Genomic DNA, 14,810 nt, shown 5'->3' with positions numbered 1-14,810 from the left:
TTAGTCGCTCTAACCTCCTCGTACGTCCCGACCTTCTCTCCTTTCGTTGTGTGATCTCCAATGCTGGCCTTTCATCCAATTGTCATATTTCAGACATATAGTGTTCACACGGCCTCTCGATACTTGGCCCCGATCCAACTATCCCTATCTGCTAGGAGCAAGGCATGAAACTGAAACGTTTGATGGCGGCAATGACTTTTGTCGCTGCTGGCGTTGCGACCGCCAACGCGGTGGCCGCAGGTGTTGATCCGGCAATCCCGGCTTACGTCAAGACCACTGGTGTGTCGGGCAACTTGTCCAGCGTCGGTTCCGATACCCTGGCCAACCTGATGACCCTGTGGGCCGAGGGTTACAAAAAGGAATACCCGAACGTCAACATCCAGATTCAAGCTGCCGGCTCCGCCACCGCGCCACCTGCGCTGACTGAAGGCACCTCCAACCTGGGCCCGATGAGCCGCAAGATGAAGGACACCGAACTGGCGGCCTTCGAGCAGAAGTACGGCTACAAGCCAACCGCTATCCCGGTTGCCGTGGATGCCCTGGCCGTGTTCGTGCACAAGGACAACCCGATCCAGCACCTGACCATGGAACAAGTCGACGCGATCTTCTCCTCGACTCGCCTGTGTGGTGGCAAAGCCGATGTGAAAACCTGGGGTGACCTGGGTGTGACCGGCGACCTGGCCAACAAGCCAGTGCAACTGTTCGGCCGTAACTCGGTATCCGGCACCTACGGCTACTTCAAGGAAGAAGCCCTGTGCAAAGGCGACTACAAGCCTAACGTGAACGAACAACCCGGCTCGGCTTCGGTCGTGCAGTCGATCAGCTCTTCGCTGAACGGCATCGGTTACTCGGGCATCGGCTACAAGACCGCCAGTGTGAAGACCGTGGCCCTGGCCAAGAAAGGCAGCACTGACTTCATCGAAGACAGCGAAGAAAACGCCCTGAACGGCAAATACCCGCTGTCGCGTTTCCTCTACGTTTACGTCAACAAAGCCCCGAACAAGCCTCTGGCCCCGCTGGAAGCCGAGTTCGTGAAACTGGTTCTGTCCAAACAGGGCCAGGAAGTTGTCGTCAAGGACGGCTACATCCCACTGCCAGCCAAGGTTGCCGCCAAGGCCCTGGCTGACCTGGGTCTGAAAGAAGGCAACTGATTGCCTCTGCGGGGCCGGAATACCGGCCCCGCATCCGAATTTTCTAGTCCGCTGCCAGCCCTGCTTCGCGGCGGATTTGTTGCGTCACTGCACTGTCATCTTTCTGTCATACAGGATCGCTAGGGTGTGCGCATGAATGATCTGGCCAATTCCACCATGACGACAACTTCTCCCCCCAAGCGCATTGATTTCAATACGCCTGAGCTGCAACGCAAGCGCCGTATTCGCGCGCTCAAGGATCGCCTGACCCGTTGGTATGTGCTGGTGGGCGGCCTCGCCGTTCTGGGTGCGATCACCCTGATTTTCTTTTTCCTCGCCTACGTGGTCGCGCCACTGTTCCAAGGCGCCTCGCTGACCAAGGAAGACGCACTGACGCCCGCCTGGATGCAGGACGCCGGCAAGCCGTTGTTGATCTCCCTGGAAGAGCAGAACCAGGTCGCCATGCGGGTTTCCGACAAGGGCCAGGCGCTGTTCTTTGACGTCACGAGCGGTGCCGAACTCAAGCGTGTCGACCTGCCGCTTGCGCCCGGCGTGAGCGTGGCTTCCATCGGTGAAGACCAGCCGGGCAGCCCGCTGGTGATCCTCGGTTTGTCCAATGGCCAGTCCCTGGTGTTCCGTCACACCTATAAGGTGTCGTACCCGGACGGCAAGAAGACCATCACGCCTGCGATTGAATACCCCTACGGTGAAACGCCGATCGTGCTCGACGATGCCGGCCGCCCGTTGGAGCATGTCGCCCTCAACGCCACCGATTCGTCGCTGGTGGTGGCAGGCTCGGCCGGTTCGCACTTGAACGTGCTGACCCTGAGCCGCGAAGAAAACATGATGACCGGTGAAGTCACCAGCGAGCAGAAGCGTGTCGAGCTGCCGCAAATGACCGAGCCGGTGAAGGCGATCTTCATCGATCCGCGCCAGCAATGGCTGTACGTGATCAACGGCCGCGCCCTGGCGGATGTGTTCAGCCTGCGCGACAAGAGCCTCAACGGTCGCTACAAATTACTGGAAGATGGCACTGCCGAAGTCACCGCCAGCACCCAGTTGGTGGGCGGCATCTCGCTGATCGTCGGTAACTCCAAAGGCGGCCTGGCCCAGTGGTTCATGGCCCGTGACCCGGATGGCGAGCAGCGCTTCAAGCAGATCCGTACCTTCCAGATGGGCACCGCGCCCATCGTGGAAATCACCGCCGAAGAGCGGCGCAAAGGCTTTACCGCCCTCGACGCTTCCGGCAAGTTCGGCGTGTTCCACAGCACCGCCCACCGCACCCTGCTGGTGGATCCGGTGGTCGACGGCCAGGGCGTGTTTGGTATGTCGCCGCGCGCCAACCGCGTGATCGTCGAAGCCGGCGGCAAGCTGCAGCCGCTGCTGCTGGATAACCCGCACCCGGAAGTGTCCTGGAGCGCGTTGTGGAGCAAGGTCTGGTACGAAAACTACGACGAGCCTAAGTACGTCTGGCAATCGACCGCCGCCAACACCGACTTCGAACCCAAGATGAGCCTGGCGCCATTGACCTTCGGTACCCTGAAGGCGGCGTTCTACGCCATGCTGCTGGCGGCGCCACTGGCCGTTGCCGCGGCGATCTACACCGCTTACTTCATGGCCCCGAGCCTGCGCCGCAAGGTCAAGCCGGTGATCGAACTGATGGAAGCCATGCCGACGGTGATCCTCGGCTTCTTCGCCGGCCTGTTCCTGGCGCCGTATGTCGAAGGGCATCTGCCGGGGATCTTCAGCCTGCTGATGCTGTTGCCGATTGGCATCCTGGTGGCCGGGTTTGTCTTCAGTCGCCTGCCCGAGTCGATTCGCCTGCGGGTTCCCGACGGTTGGGAAAGCGCAATCCTGATCCCGGTGATCCTGTTCGTGGGCTGGCTCTCGCTGTACATGAGCCCGTACCTGGAAACCTGGTTCTTCGGCGGCGACATGCGCATGTGGATCTCCCACGACCTGGGCATTACCTACGACCAGCGCAACGCCCTGGTGGTCGGCCTGGCCATGGGCTTTGCGGTGATCCCGAACATCTATTCCATCGCCGAAGACGCCGTGTTCAGCGTACCGCGCGGCCTGACCCTGGGTTCCCTGGCCCTGGGCGCCACGCCGTGGCAGACCATGACCCGCGTAGTGATCCTGACCGCCAGCCCGGGCATCTTCTCGGCGCTGATGATCGGCATGGGCCGCGCCGTGGGCGAGACCATGATCGTGCTGATGGCCACCGGTAACACGCCGGTGATGGAGATGAACCTGTTCGAAGGCCTGCGCACCCTGGCGGCCAACGTCGCGGTGGAAATGCCCGAGTCGGAAGTCGGCGGCAGTCACTACCGCGTGTTGTTCCTCTCGGCGCTGGTGCTGCTGCTGTTCACCTTCATCATGAACACCCTCGCCGAGCTGATTCGTCAGCGTCTGCGCAAGAAATACTCGTCGCTTTAAGAAAGGTAGAAGTCTGTGAAACAGAACTCCCTGAATGGATGGTTCAAGAGCGGCGCTCCGGGCGTCTGGATCAGCGGTGGCGCGGTGTCCATCGCGGTCATCATGACCATTGGTTTGCTGGCCGTGATTGCCGTGCGTGGCCTGGGCCACTTCTGGCCGGCCGACCTGATCCAGGCCAACTACAACGTGCCGGGCCAGGAAAACCATATCGTCATCGGCGAAGTGGTGCAGAAAGAAGAAGTGCCGCGCGAGCGCCTGAAAAGCGCGGGCCTGCCGGTGCCCGATGCGGGCCCGGAGTTCATGACCCGCGAGCTGATCAAGGTCGGCAACCGCGACCTGAACGGCAACGACTTCACCTGGATCGTCGGCGAATGGTTGAAGGACCAGAGCACGCCGAAGAACCTGATGACCATCGAACGTCGTGAGTGGGGCAACTTCTACGGCACCCTGGTCAACGTCAAGCAGGATGGCAAGGTCATCGCTGAAGGCGAGGCCGCGTGGCCGGAGCTGCAAGCCCGCGTGGACCGTGTGAACAAGCTGGCGGCCCAGCTCAAGACCCTGGAGAAGTCCGACATCGGCGCGATCAACGCCGGCCTCGAGCGCATCCGCCTGCATGGCCGCAAACTGGAACTGGAAGGCAAGCTCGACGCTGCCGCCCAGGCCGACATGGAGGCCGATCGTGCCGAGCTGAACGCGCGCTACCAGGACATCGAAGCGCGCCTGGCCGACCTGCACGCCCAATTCAATCGCGATGCCTTGACCGCTCGCGATGGCAACGGCAAGGAAATTGAAATCGGCATCGGCAAGGTGGTGCACGCCTACCAGCCGAACGCCATGGGGACCGTGACCAAGATCGGTTTCTATGTCAGCAAGGTGTGGGAATTCCTCAGTGATGACCCGCGGGAGGCCAACACCGAAGGCGGGATCTTCCCGGCGATCTTCGGCACCGTGATGATGACCCTGATCATGGCGATGATCGTGACCCCGTTCGGCGTGCTGGCGGCGGTGTACCTGCGTGAATACGCCAAGCAGAACACCCTGACGCGCATCATCCGCATCGCCGTGAACAACCTGGCGGGTGTACCGGCCATCGTCTACGGCGTGTTCGGCCTGGGTTTCTTCGTGTATGTATTGGGTGGCTCGGTCGACCGTCTGTTCTTCGCCGAAGCGCTGCCGGCACCGACCTTCGGTACACCGGGCCTGCTCTGGGCCTCGCTGACCCTGGCGCTGCTGGCGGTACCGGTGGTGATCGTGGCCACCGAAGAAGGCCTGGCACGGATTCCGCGTACGGTGCGTGAAGGCTCCCTGGCGCTGGGCGCGACCAAGGCGGAAACGCTGTGGAAGATCGTGCTGCCGATGGCCAGCCCGGCGATGATGACCGGCATGATCCTCGCCGTGGCCCGCGCCGCCGGTGAAGTGGCGCCGCTGATGCTGGTCGGCGTGGTGAAACTGGCCCCGTCGCTGCCGCTGGACGGCAACTACCCGTACCTGCACCTGGACCAGAAGATCATGCACCTGGGCTTCCATATCTATGACGTCGGCTTTCAGAGCCCTAACGTCGAGGCCGCACGGCCGCTGGTGTACGCCACCGCCTTGCTGCTGGTGCTGGTGATCGCCACGCTCAACCTGTCGGCGGTGTGGATTCGTAACCACCTGCGCGAGAAGTACAAGGCGCTGGACAGCTAAAGCTATTCGCCACAAGCGGCAAGCTACAAGCCGCTTTTGCTCAAATCTTGCAGCTTGCAGCTAAAAGCGTGCAGCTACGAACGGAGTGAGACCATGCAACACGACACCCATTCCCACGGCATCAACATGTCTGCCCTGGGTCGCGACAAACAGAGCCTGAGCCTGGCCCAGGAAACCGTGGCCATCGAAGTACCGGGCCTGAGCCTGTATTACGGTGACAAGCAGGCACTGTTCGACGTCAGCATGAACATCCCCAAGCAGCGCGTGACCGCCTTTATCGGCCCGTCGGGCTGCGGCAAGTCCACGCTGCTGCGTACCTTCAACCGCATGAACGACCTGGTGGACGGTTGCCGCGTGGACGGGGCCATCAACCTCTACGGCACCAACATCTACCGCAAGGGCGAAGACGTGGCCGAACTGCGTCGCCGTGTGGGCATGGTGTTCCAGAAGCCTAACCCGTTCCCCAAGACCATCTACGAAAACGTGGTCTACGGCCTGCGCATCCAGGGCATCAACAAGAAGCGCATCCTCGACGAAGCCGTTGAGTGGGCCCTTAAAGGCGCGGCGCTGTGGGACGAGGTCAAGGACCGCCTGCACGAATCGGCACTCGGCCTGTCCGGCGGCCAGCAGCAACGTCTGGTGATCGCGCGCACCATCGCCGTGGAGCCGGAAGTGCTGCTGCTCGACGAACCGTGCTCGGCACTCGACCCGATCTCGACGCTGAAAGTCGAAGAACTGATCTACGAGCTCAAGTCCAAGTTCACCATCGTTATCGTGACCCACAACATGCAACAGGCGGCGCGGGTTTCCGACTACACCGCGTTCATGTACATGGGCAAGCTGGTGGAGTTCGGCGATACCGACACCCTGTTCACCAATCCGGCGAAGAAGCAGACCGAAGACTACATCACCGGTCGCTACGGCTAGGAAGCTGTGGTTCTGATTGCACTGACGCTGCGGTTCTCCGCACCTTACCGGACGCTCCAAGGACGCCAACATGATTAGCAAAGAAGGCCTTACCCACCACATCTCCGCGCAGTTCAACGCCGAGCTGGAGGAAGTGCGCAGCCACCTCCTGGCGATGGGCGGGCTGGTGGAGAAGCAAGTCAACGACGCCGTGACCGCGCTGATCGAGGCCGACTCGGGCCTGGCCCAGCAAGTGCGCGAGATCGACGACCAGATCAACCAGATGGAACGCAACATCGACGAAGAATGCCTGCGCATTCTCGCCCGTCGCCAGCCGGCAGCATCCGACCTGCGCCTGATCATCAGCATTTCCAAGTCGGTGATCGACCTCGAGCGGATCGGCGACGAAGCCACCAAGATTGCCCGCCGTGCCATCCAGCTGTGCGAAGAGGGTGAAGCGCCGCGCGGTTATGTCGAAGTGCGTCATATCGGCGACCAGGTGCGCAACATGGTACGGGATGCCCTGGATGCCTTTGCGCGCTTTGACGCCGAGCTGGCATTGTCGGTAGCGCAGTACGACAAGGTCATCGACCGAGAATACAAGACCGCCCTGCGTGAGCTGGCCACCTACATGATGGAAGACCCGCGCTCTATCTCGCGGGTCTTGAGCATCATCTGGGTGTTGCGCTCCCTGGAGCGGATCGGTGATCACGCGCGCAATATCTCGGAACTGGTGATCTATCTGGTGCGCGGTACCGACGTACGGCACATGGGTCTCAAGCGCATGAAGGCCGAAGTTGAGGGTTCAGCCGATCAAATCCCTAATGTTCCGGGCGAACCTGACGATAAGTAAGGTTGCCCGAGAAATTAACGCCCGGCCTCTGGTCGGGCGTTTTCGTTTGTGGCGCCTGAATTTTTTGCGAATCGGGTAAAAGAAAGTCCGAACGTGACTACAGAGTTTTGGCAAAATGCCATTAGTCAGGCGTTTTGCGTGCCGAAGTTTTTATAGGATGAAGGGTCGATGAGTAAAGTCAGTGTATTGGTGGTGGATGACGCCTCGTTTATCCGCGACCTGGTGAAGAAGTGCCTGCGCAACTACTTCCCCGGGATCAAGCTTGAAGATGCGGTAAACGGCAAGAAGGCCCAGACCATCCTGATGCGCGAGAGCTTCGACCTGGTGCTGTGCGACTGGGAAATGCCGGAGATGTCCGGCCTGGAGCTGTTGACCTGGTGCCGTGAGCAACCGCACCTCAAGGCCATGCCGTTTGTGATGGTGACCAGCCGTGGCGACAAAGAGAACGTGGTCCAGGCGATCCAGGCCGGGGTTTCCGGTTACGTCAGCAAACCGTTCACCAACGAGCAACTGCTGAACAAGGTCAAGCAAGCCCTGCACAAGGTCGGTCGCCTCGACGCCCTGGTCGCCAGCGCGCCGACCAAGATGAACTCGGCCTTCGGCAATGATTCCCTGAGTGCCCTGACCGGTGGCAAGCCTGAAGCCGTACGTGCAGCCCCCGTTGCGGCGGCTGCGTCTGCGCCAAGCAAAGGCCTGCTTAACAACGCCCCACCGGTCCAAGCGCCAGGCGCTGCACCCACTGGCGGCCGTGGCCAGGGCCAGTTGCGCCTGTCCAGCGGCACCCAGCAATGCGTGATCAAGGCGCTGAGCATCAAGGAGGCGCTGCTGGTGGTGCGTCGCGGTGAGGTCCTGCCTCAGGTACTGGAAAGTGCCGTGCTCGACCTGGAACAGGGCGACAACGCCGAGGTGGCGCGTCTCAACGGCTACCTGCACGCCATCGTCGCCTTCGAACCCAAGCCGGACAGTGACTGGCTGCAACTGACCTTCCGCTTTATCGACCAGGATGCGCAGAAGCTCGACTACATCTCCCGCCTGATTGCGCGCGGTACGGCGCAGAAGCATTTTGTGCCGGGGGCCTGACTTTCAGTCCGAAGGGGCGTGCCCCGGGATTGTCATGATCCCTTGCTAGCTTGCTGTTCATTCACTCCGGCAGGTTCGCGCCATGCTCCTTCGCCTTTTGCTGTCCTGCATGTTGGCCTTGGTCGCCAATTCGACCCAGGCCATGACCCTGTACAAATCCACCGATGCCAACGGCATGGTGTTTTTCAGCGATCGGCAAACCCCCGGCGCCCAGGCGTTCGTGATCCAGGAACGTAGGGTCGAGCGCGTACAGCCGCCGGTACTCTACAGGCCAAAACCCGTTTACCCGCAACAAGCCTACCGTTACCCCTTGCCCTGGCGTGGCGGTCCGTTCCGCCTGACCCAAGGTCCCAACGGCAGCTTCAGCCACACCGACGCCAAAAGCCGCTACGCCATGGACATCGCCATGCCCGAAGGCACGCCGATCATCGCGGCACGCAGCGGTGTGGTGGTGAAAATCGAGAATAGCCAGATCGGACGCGGCAACGATGCGTCAGGCAATTTCGTGCGCGTGCAGCACGATGACGGCACCCAGGGTGTGTACCTGCACCTCAAGCAAGGCTCGGTGAGTGTCAGGCCGGGGCAGCGTGTGGCGGTGGGCAGCGCGCTGGGGTTGTCGGGCAATACCGGCAACAGCAGCGGGCCGCACCTGCACTTTGTGGTGCAACAGAGTACCGCGGCCGGGCTGGTGTCGATTCCTTACGAATTCAACCAGCCGGTCGGGACATTGCCCAATTTTGCATTGGGCAATTGAGGGTCAATCCAGCAGCAGGACCTTGGCCAGCACGATCTTCGGCCCTTTCATCTTCTTGATGATGATCCGCAAGCCTTCAACCTCCAGCACTTCTTCCTCTTCCGGCACGCGCTTGAGGGTGTCGTAGATCAGCCCTGCCAGGGTTTCGGCCTCGATGTGGTCCAGGTCGACGCCCAGCAGGCGTTCCACCTTGAACAGCGGCGTATCGCCCCGTACCAGCAGTTTGCCAGGCTGGTAGGCGAGGATGCCGCGCTCGGCCTTGCGGTGTTCGTCCTGGATATCGCCCACCAGCACTTCCAGCACGTCTTCCATGGTCAGGTAGCCGATGATCTTGCCGTCGGCTTCTTCCACCAGGGCAAAGTGCGCGCCGCCTTTGCGGAACTGCTCCAGCAACTGCGACAACGGCATGTGCCGCGACACACGTTCCAGCGGGCGGGTCAGCTCGGCCAGGTTGAACGATTCGGGGATGTGGTCCAGGGCCGCCAGTTCCAGCAGCAGGTCCTTGATGTGCAAAAGCCCGACAAACTCGTTGCGCACCGCGTCATACACCGGATAGCGGCTGAATTTATGGCGACGGAACAGCGCGAGGATTTCCTTGAGCGGGGCGTTGAAGTCCAGGGTCACCAGGTCTTCACGGGAGTTGGCCCAATCCACCACTTCCAGCTCGCCCATCTCCACGGCCGAGGCCAGTACGCGCATGCCTTGGTCGCTCGGGTCCTGGCCACGGCTGGAGTGCAGGATCAGCTTGAGCTCTTCGCGGCTGTAATGGTGCTCGTGGTGCGGGCCGGGCTCGCCTTGGCCGGCGATGCGCAGGATCGCGTTGGCGCTGGCGTTGAGCAGGTAGATCGCCGGGTACATGGCCCAGTAGAACAGGTACAGCGGCACCGCCGTCCACAGTGACAGCAGTTCGGGCTTGCGAATGGCCCAGGACTTGGGCGCCAGTTCACCGACCACGATGTGCAGGTAGGAAATCACGAAGAACGCGGCAAAGAACGACACGCCCTTGATCACTTCCGGCGATTCGACGCCTGCGGCGCCCAGCAGCGGTTCGAGGATGTGCGCGAACGCCGGCTCACCGACCCAGCCCAGGCCCAGGGAGGCCAGGGTGATACCCAGCTGGCAGGCCGACAGGTAGGCGTCGAGCTGGCTGTGCACGGTACGCAGGATCTGCCCGCGCCAGCCGTTGGTGTGGGCGATGGCCTCGACCCGGGTCGAGCGCAGCTTGACCATGGCAAATTCCGCCGCAACGAAAAAACCGTTGAGCAGTACCAGGATTAGAGCAAAAAGAATCATGCCGAAATCGGCGAAGAGTGTGGCGAGGGTGATACCAGGGGAAGGGTCCATGATTGGGTTTTGCAGGTTCCGTGTGTTCAATAAGGGGTGACAGAAGGGCCTGAAAGGCAGGCGCAAGTCGGCCAATGTAGCGGCTGACGGGGCGCTTGCCTAGTGGTTGCTGCCGGGTGGGGCCTGGAATGCCTTATTCGAAACAGCACAATTCCAATTGTGGGAGGGGCCTTGCTCCCGAGAGCAGTGTGTCAGTCTGCATATCTGTTACTGATGCACCGCCATCGGGAGCAAGCCACCTCCCACATTTAGTTTTGTACTGTGTTTGAGTTATTCGTCATTTCCGACGAGCCGCGAACGGGTCATCTGCGCGGGTGGAAAATGGCAGGTGAATGTACTGCCATGTCCCAGCACGCTGCTGATTTCCAGGCGTGCACGGTGGCGCAGCAGCACATGCTTGACAATGGCCAGGCCCAGCCCGGTGCCGCCGGTGTTGGAGTTGCGGCTGGAATCGACGCGGTAGAAACGCTCGGTCAGGCGCGGCAGATGCTTGGCGTCGATGCCGATGCCGGAGTCCTGCACGCTCAGGTGTGCGCCTTGCTCGTCGGCCCACCAGCGGATGCGGATAGTGCCCTTGTCCTGGGTGTACTTCACCGCGTTGAACACCAGGTTGGAGAACGCGCTGCGCAATTCGCCCTCGCTGCCTTTGAGCAACACCTGCGGGTCGGCATCCAGGCTGATCTGCTGCCCGCGCTCGCCCGACAGGGCCTTGGCGTCATTCTTGATGGTCTGCAACAGGCTCTGGACGGCTACCGGTTGGTTGTCCGACGGATAATCCGTGGCCTCGAGCTTGGCCAGCAACAGCAAGTCGTTGAGCAGGGTCTGCATGCGTGAACCCTGCTGCTGCATTTGCTGCAGGGCACGGCTCCAGCGTGGGTTGATCTCCTCGACGTTGTCCAGCAGCGTCTCCAGGTAGCCGCAGATCACCGTCAAGGGCGTGCGCAGTTCGTGGGAGACGTTGGCAACGAAGTCTTTGCGCATCTGCTCCAGCTGATGGATGCGGGTTACGTCGCGCACCAGCATCAGGTGTTCGTTGTTGCCGTAGCGGGTCAGGTACAACTGGATACGCACACGGTCGTTGGTGGGCGAGGGGATTTCCAGGGCTTCTTCGTAGTTGTCCTGCTCGAAGTATTCCTTGAAGCGCGGGTGACGCACCAGGTTGGTTACCGGCTGGCCGCTGTCCTGGGGCGTCTTGAGGCCCAGCAGGGTCTCGGCGGCGCGGTTCCACCACTCCAGGTTGCCGTCGCTGTCGAGCATGATCACCGCGTCCTTGAGCGCAGCGGTGGACTCCTGCACCCGGTCGATCACGGCTTGCAGGCGCCCGCGTACCCGTTGGTCGCGGCGTTGCAGGTGGTAGATGCTGTCGAACACCTCACCCCACAGGCCGTAACCATCGGGCGGTGCTTCGTCGGGTTTGTGCTGGCGCAGCCATTCATGCAGGCGCAGCAATTGCTTGAGGGTCCAGCCCAGGTACAGGCCGATACCGATGGCCAGGCTCCAGCCGTAATAGCCGCTGACCAGGCCCACCAACAGGCAGGCGGTGATCAACAGGAGCATGTGGCGGATCAGGGTGCCATGCCAGTTCTGGTTCACTTAAACATGCGTCCTTGTCAGCTGTTAAGGAAGGAAAGTGGCTGGCTCAGCCCTTGGTGGAGAACCGGTAGCCGGTGCCGCGCACGGTTTGTACCAGATTCTCGTAGGCATCGCCCAAGGCTTTGCGCAGGCGACGGATATGCACGTCGACGGTGCGCTCCTCGACATACACGTTGCCGCCCCACACCTGGTCCAGCAATTGGCCACGGGTATAGGCACGCTCCTGGTGGGTCATGAAGAACTGCAGCAGGCGGTATTCGGTCGGGCCCATCTCGGCCGGCTTGCCGTCGATGGTTACGCGGTGGCTGATCGGGTCCAGCAGCAGGCCACCGACTTCGATAGGTGCTTCGCCATCGGTCGGGCCGGCACGGCGCAGCACGGCTTTCAGGCGCGCTACCAGTTCCCGTGGGGAAAACGGCTTGGTGATGTAGTCATCGGCGCCGACTTCCAGGCCCTGGATCTTATTGTCTTCTTCGCCCTTGGCGGTGAGCATGATGATCGGGATATCCCCGGTCAGCTCATCGCGCTTGAGGCGGCGGGCCAGTTCGATGCCGGAGGTGCCGGGCAGCATCCAGTCCAGCAGGATCAGGTCCGGCTTGCGGTCGACGATAATGGCATGGGCCTGCTGGGAGTTCTCCGCCTCCAGGCAGTCATAGCCGGCCATTTCCAACGCAACGGCGATCATCTCGCGGATGGGCGCTTCGTCGTCAACAATCAGAATGCTCCTGCCAACCATGCTCGAAAATCCTCTTGTCATTTAACTGTCTTGCGCCGCATTAGATAACGGAATTATTGCAGTCGTGTGACAGTAATTTAGTCGCTTGGGCAATTCGGGGCACTCTGGACTACGCTTTGGGTCCGAATCCTGACAACCACAAAAGGAAGGTTCCGATGACTCACAGTACTTTTTCTTGGAAGGCCCTGCTGGTCACGGCGGCGTTGACGCTCCCGACACTGGCATTCGCGGCGGAGCCGGCGATGACCCAGAACGGTCTGTTAGTGGATCACAGTGGGAAGACCCTTTACACCTTCGACAAGGACGCCGATGGCAAGTCAGTGTGCAAGGACCAGTGCGCGACCAACTGGCCGCCGCTGAAAGCAGAGTCTACCGACAAATCAATGGGCGATTGGACCGTGATCACCCGTGATGACCAGACCAGTCAATGGGCCTACAAGGGCAAACCTGTCTACACCTACAAGGATGACCACAAGGCCGGTGACAAGAGCGGTGATGGCAAGGGTGGGGCATGGCATGTGATCAAGCCCTGATTTCGCGGCGCTGCGGAAACCATCGGGGGCAAGCCTCCTCCCACCTTTTGATGTGTGAACACATTCAAATGTGGGAGGAGGCTTGCCCCCGATGAGGCCCGACCAGGCACTGCAAAAACCTCAGCGAAACGCGTAATCCGCCACAATCCCGACAAAAATCGCCAACCCGGCCCAGTGGTTGTGCAAAAACGCCTTGAAGCATTTCATCCGGTCCCGGTCGCGGGTGTACCAGAACTCCCAGGCAAAGCAGCCTGCCGCCGCCAGCAGCCCCAGGTGGAACCAACTCCCCAGCTCAAACCGTGCGCCGGCCAGCAACAGGCACAGCAGCGCCAGGCCTTGCAGGGTCAGGATGATCACCCGGTCGGCATCGCCGAACAGAATGGCAGTGGATTTGACGCCGATCTTCAAGTCGTCGTCGCGGTCGGTCATCGCGTAATAGGTGTCGTAGGCCACTGTCCACAACAGGTTGGCTATATAGAGCAGCCAGGCGGTAGCGGGCAGGTGGCCGGTTTCGGCGGTGAACGCCATCGGCATGCCCCAGGAAAACGCCGCGCCCAACACCACCTGGGGGTAATAGGTGTAGCGCTTCATGAACGGGTAGCTGACCGCCAGTGCCAGGCCGCCCAGCGATAACCAGATGGTGGTGGCGTTGGTCAGCAGTACCAGCAGGAAGCTGATCAGCATCAGTACCGCAAAGAACACCAGGGCCTCTTTCGAACGGATCCTGCCGCTGGCCAGCGGGCGTTGCGCGGTGCGCTTCACATGGCCGTCGACCTTGCGGTCCGCCCAGTCATTGATGACGCAACCGGCAGCGCGAGTCAGCGTAACGCCCAGCACAAAAATCACGATATTGGCCAGGGACGGCGAGCCCTTGCCGGCGATCCACAGCGCCCACAGCGTCGGCCACAGCAGCAGGTAGATGCCGATGGGCTTGTCCATGCGGGTCAACTGAATGAAATCCCAGGCCCGGGGGTGCAGGCGGTTCAAGGATTTGAGCAGACGTTGATACATCAGCAGTTCTCCGGATGGTCATGCAGCGCGTGCCAGAAAGCCGGCAGGAAGACTTCCGCCACCAGCACGCTCAGCGGCCCGCGATCGAAGCGTGAGCGGCGCGCCCACAGCCCGTCGGCCTGGTCCGTGGTGGGCAACCATTGGCGAGGGTAATGGCACACCTCGATGGCCTGGCGGGTGAACGCGCGGTCGCAAAACAGCAATTCGCCCAAGGAACGGCTGCCCAATTCATCCATATGCAAGCCGTCGCCCTGCAATGCACTGCGCGCGGCCACACTGCGGGCAAACACCCACGGTTGGCCATGCCCGCGCAAATACACTTCGCGCACCCAACCGATACTGGCCGGGGGCATGTACAGCGCCGCGCATTCATCATCGCGCAGCGGCTGCCAGCCTTCGAACAGCGGGGTCACGCTGAAGCCATCGTGGGACAGCCACGTCAACCGGCGGGTCAGCGAGCCTTCGTCGAACAGCCAGTTCAGGGTCAAGGGCGCGGGCGCAGGGCTCAGGAGGCTCTGGGTCAACCATTGGCAAGCATCGGGAAGGGCGATTGAGTGCGGCACGGTGCGTCAGTATTGGCGGCAAAAGAGGCGGCGAGCTTACCATGGCGTCCTGATCTTTTGCCGGCCCGGCCCGGCGCCTTGTGTCGATCGAGCTTGCATCTGTCGGCCCCGATCAGTACAAAACGCCCTGAGCCGCGCGGCAACGCTGGATCCATCGACCGCCGGCCAACCTGCCTGGACCC

Annotated in this window: 13 protein-coding genes; 8 read left to right on the top strand and 5 right to left on the bottom strand. The window is 61.4% G+C overall.

Annotated elements, in window-relative coordinates:
* Positions 1-164 precede the first annotated feature (164 nt).
* The 7 genes from F6S08_RS00415 (at position 165) to F6S08_RS00385 (ending at position 8,848) form a co-directional block, all read left to right on the top strand.
* Positions 165-1,151, top strand: coding sequence for a phosphate ABC transporter substrate-binding protein PstS (locus tag F6S08_RS00415; protein ID WP_016978637.1), 987 nt, complete (start codon positions 165-167; stop codon positions 1,149-1,151).
* Between the two features lie 384 nt (positions 1,152-1,535).
* Positions 1,536-3,569, top strand: a complete 2,034-nt coding sequence (locus F6S08_RS00410; protein ID WP_174562752.1) for an ABC transporter permease subunit — start codon at positions 1,536-1,538, stop codon at positions 3,567-3,569.
* 15 nt (positions 3,570-3,584) lie between these two features.
* A complete protein-coding gene (pstA, locus tag F6S08_RS00405; RefSeq protein WP_027608246.1) occupies positions 3,585-5,255 on the top strand; it encodes a phosphate ABC transporter permease PstA in 1,671 nt (556 codons plus the stop codon).
* Between the two features lie 93 nt (positions 5,256-5,348).
* Entirely contained in the window at positions 5,349-6,182 is an 834-nt protein-coding gene (gene pstB, locus F6S08_RS00400) for a phosphate ABC transporter ATP-binding protein PstB (RefSeq protein WP_027608247.1), read from the top strand.
* 70 nt (positions 6,183-6,252) lie between these two features.
* Positions 6,253-7,014, top strand: coding sequence for a phosphate signaling complex protein PhoU (gene phoU, locus F6S08_RS00395; RefSeq protein ID WP_027608248.1), 762 nt, complete (start codon positions 6,253-6,255; stop codon positions 7,012-7,014).
* Positions 7,015-7,182: 168 nt separating this feature from the next.
* Positions 7,183-8,094, top strand: a complete 912-nt coding sequence (locus tag F6S08_RS00390; RefSeq protein WP_027608249.1) for a response regulator — start codon at positions 7,183-7,185, stop codon at positions 8,092-8,094.
* A gap of 82 nt (positions 8,095-8,176) precedes the next feature.
* Positions 8,177-8,848, top strand: coding sequence for a peptidoglycan DD-metalloendopeptidase family protein (locus tag F6S08_RS00385; RefSeq protein WP_065926746.1), 672 nt, complete (start codon positions 8,177-8,179; stop codon positions 8,846-8,848).
* Positions 8,849-8,851: 3 nt separating this feature from the next.
* Here F6S08_RS00385 and F6S08_RS00380 read toward each other — a convergent pair whose 3' ends face one another.
* The 3 genes from F6S08_RS00380 to phoB form a co-directional block, all read right to left on the bottom strand.
* Positions 8,852-10,192, bottom strand: a complete 1,341-nt coding sequence (locus F6S08_RS00380) for a hemolysin family protein (protein ID WP_027608251.1) — start codon at positions 10,190-10,192, stop codon at positions 8,852-8,854.
* A 270-nt stretch (positions 10,193-10,462) separates the two neighbouring features.
* Positions 10,463-11,749, bottom strand: a complete 1,287-nt coding sequence (gene phoR, locus F6S08_RS00375) for a phosphate regulon sensor histidine kinase PhoR (RefSeq protein ID WP_235865632.1) — start codon at positions 11,747-11,749, stop codon at positions 10,463-10,465.
* Positions 11,750-11,831: 82 nt separating this feature from the next.
* Positions 11,832-12,521, bottom strand: a complete 690-nt coding sequence (gene phoB, locus F6S08_RS00370; protein WP_003176964.1) for a phosphate regulon transcriptional regulator PhoB — start codon at positions 12,519-12,521, stop codon at positions 11,832-11,834.
* A gap of 155 nt (positions 12,522-12,676) precedes the next feature.
* Between phoB and F6S08_RS00365 the strand changes: the two genes are divergently transcribed.
* Complete coding sequence (locus tag F6S08_RS00365) at positions 12,677-13,054, top strand: hypothetical protein (protein WP_027608253.1); 378 nt, start codon at positions 12,677-12,679, stop codon at positions 13,052-13,054.
* A gap of 120 nt (positions 13,055-13,174) precedes the next feature.
* Here F6S08_RS00365 and ubiA read toward each other — a convergent pair whose 3' ends face one another.
* Complete coding sequence (gene ubiA, locus F6S08_RS00360; RefSeq protein WP_065926743.1) at positions 13,175-14,065, bottom strand: 4-hydroxybenzoate octaprenyltransferase; 891 nt, start codon at positions 14,063-14,065, stop codon at positions 13,175-13,177.
* Positions 14,065-14,628: a chorismate--pyruvate lyase family protein gene (locus F6S08_RS00355; protein ID WP_315871142.1), complete on the bottom strand. Its 564-nt coding sequence runs from the start codon at positions 14,626-14,628 to the stop codon at positions 14,065-14,067. Before F6S08_RS00355 ends, ubiA begins: the two co-directional genes overlap by 1 nt.
* Positions 14,629-14,810 lie beyond the last annotated feature (182 nt).

It is taken from the genome of Pseudomonas sp. JV449 (genome assembly GCF_032424295.1).
Taxonomy (GTDB): domain Bacteria; phylum Pseudomonadota; class Gammaproteobacteria; order Pseudomonadales; family Pseudomonadaceae; genus Aquipseudomonas; species Aquipseudomonas marginalis.
Note: the sequence above shows the minus strand (reverse complement) of the source record. Positions and strands in the feature narration are given on the sequence as shown.

Coding starts and splice junctions, on each gene's coding strand:
- F6S08_RS00415 (WP_016978637.1), top strand. CDS start 165: ATGAAACTGAAACGTTTGATGGCGGCAATGACTTTTGTCGCTGCTGGC.
- F6S08_RS00410 (WP_174562752.1), top strand. CDS start 1,536: ATGCAGGACGCCGGCAAGCCGTTGTTGATCTCCCTGGAAGAGCAGAAC.
- pstB (WP_027608247.1), top strand. CDS start 5,349: ATGCAACACGACACCCATTCCCACGGCATCAACATGTCTGCCCTGGGT.
- phoU (WP_027608248.1), top strand. CDS start 6,253: ATGATTAGCAAAGAAGGCCTTACCCACCACATCTCCGCGCAGTTCAAC.
- F6S08_RS00390 (WP_027608249.1), top strand. CDS start 7,183: ATGAGTAAAGTCAGTGTATTGGTGGTGGATGACGCCTCGTTTATCCGC.
- F6S08_RS00385 (WP_065926746.1), top strand. CDS start 8,177: ATGCTCCTTCGCCTTTTGCTGTCCTGCATGTTGGCCTTGGTCGCCAAT.
- F6S08_RS00380 (WP_027608251.1), bottom strand. CDS start 10,192: ATGGACCCTTCCCCTGGTATCACCCTCGCCACACTCTTCGCCGATTTC.
- phoR (WP_235865632.1), bottom strand. CDS start 11,749: ATGCTCCTGTTGATCACCGCCTGCCTGTTGGTGGGCCTGGTCAGCGGC.
- phoB (WP_003176964.1), bottom strand. CDS start 12,521: ATGGTTGGCAGGAGCATTCTGATTGTTGACGACGAAGCGCCCATCCGC.
- F6S08_RS00365 (WP_027608253.1), top strand. CDS start 12,677: ATGACTCACAGTACTTTTTCTTGGAAGGCCCTGCTGGTCACGGCGGCG.
- ubiA (WP_065926743.1), bottom strand. CDS start 14,065: ATGTATCAACGTCTGCTCAAATCCTTGAACCGCCTGCACCCCCGGGCC.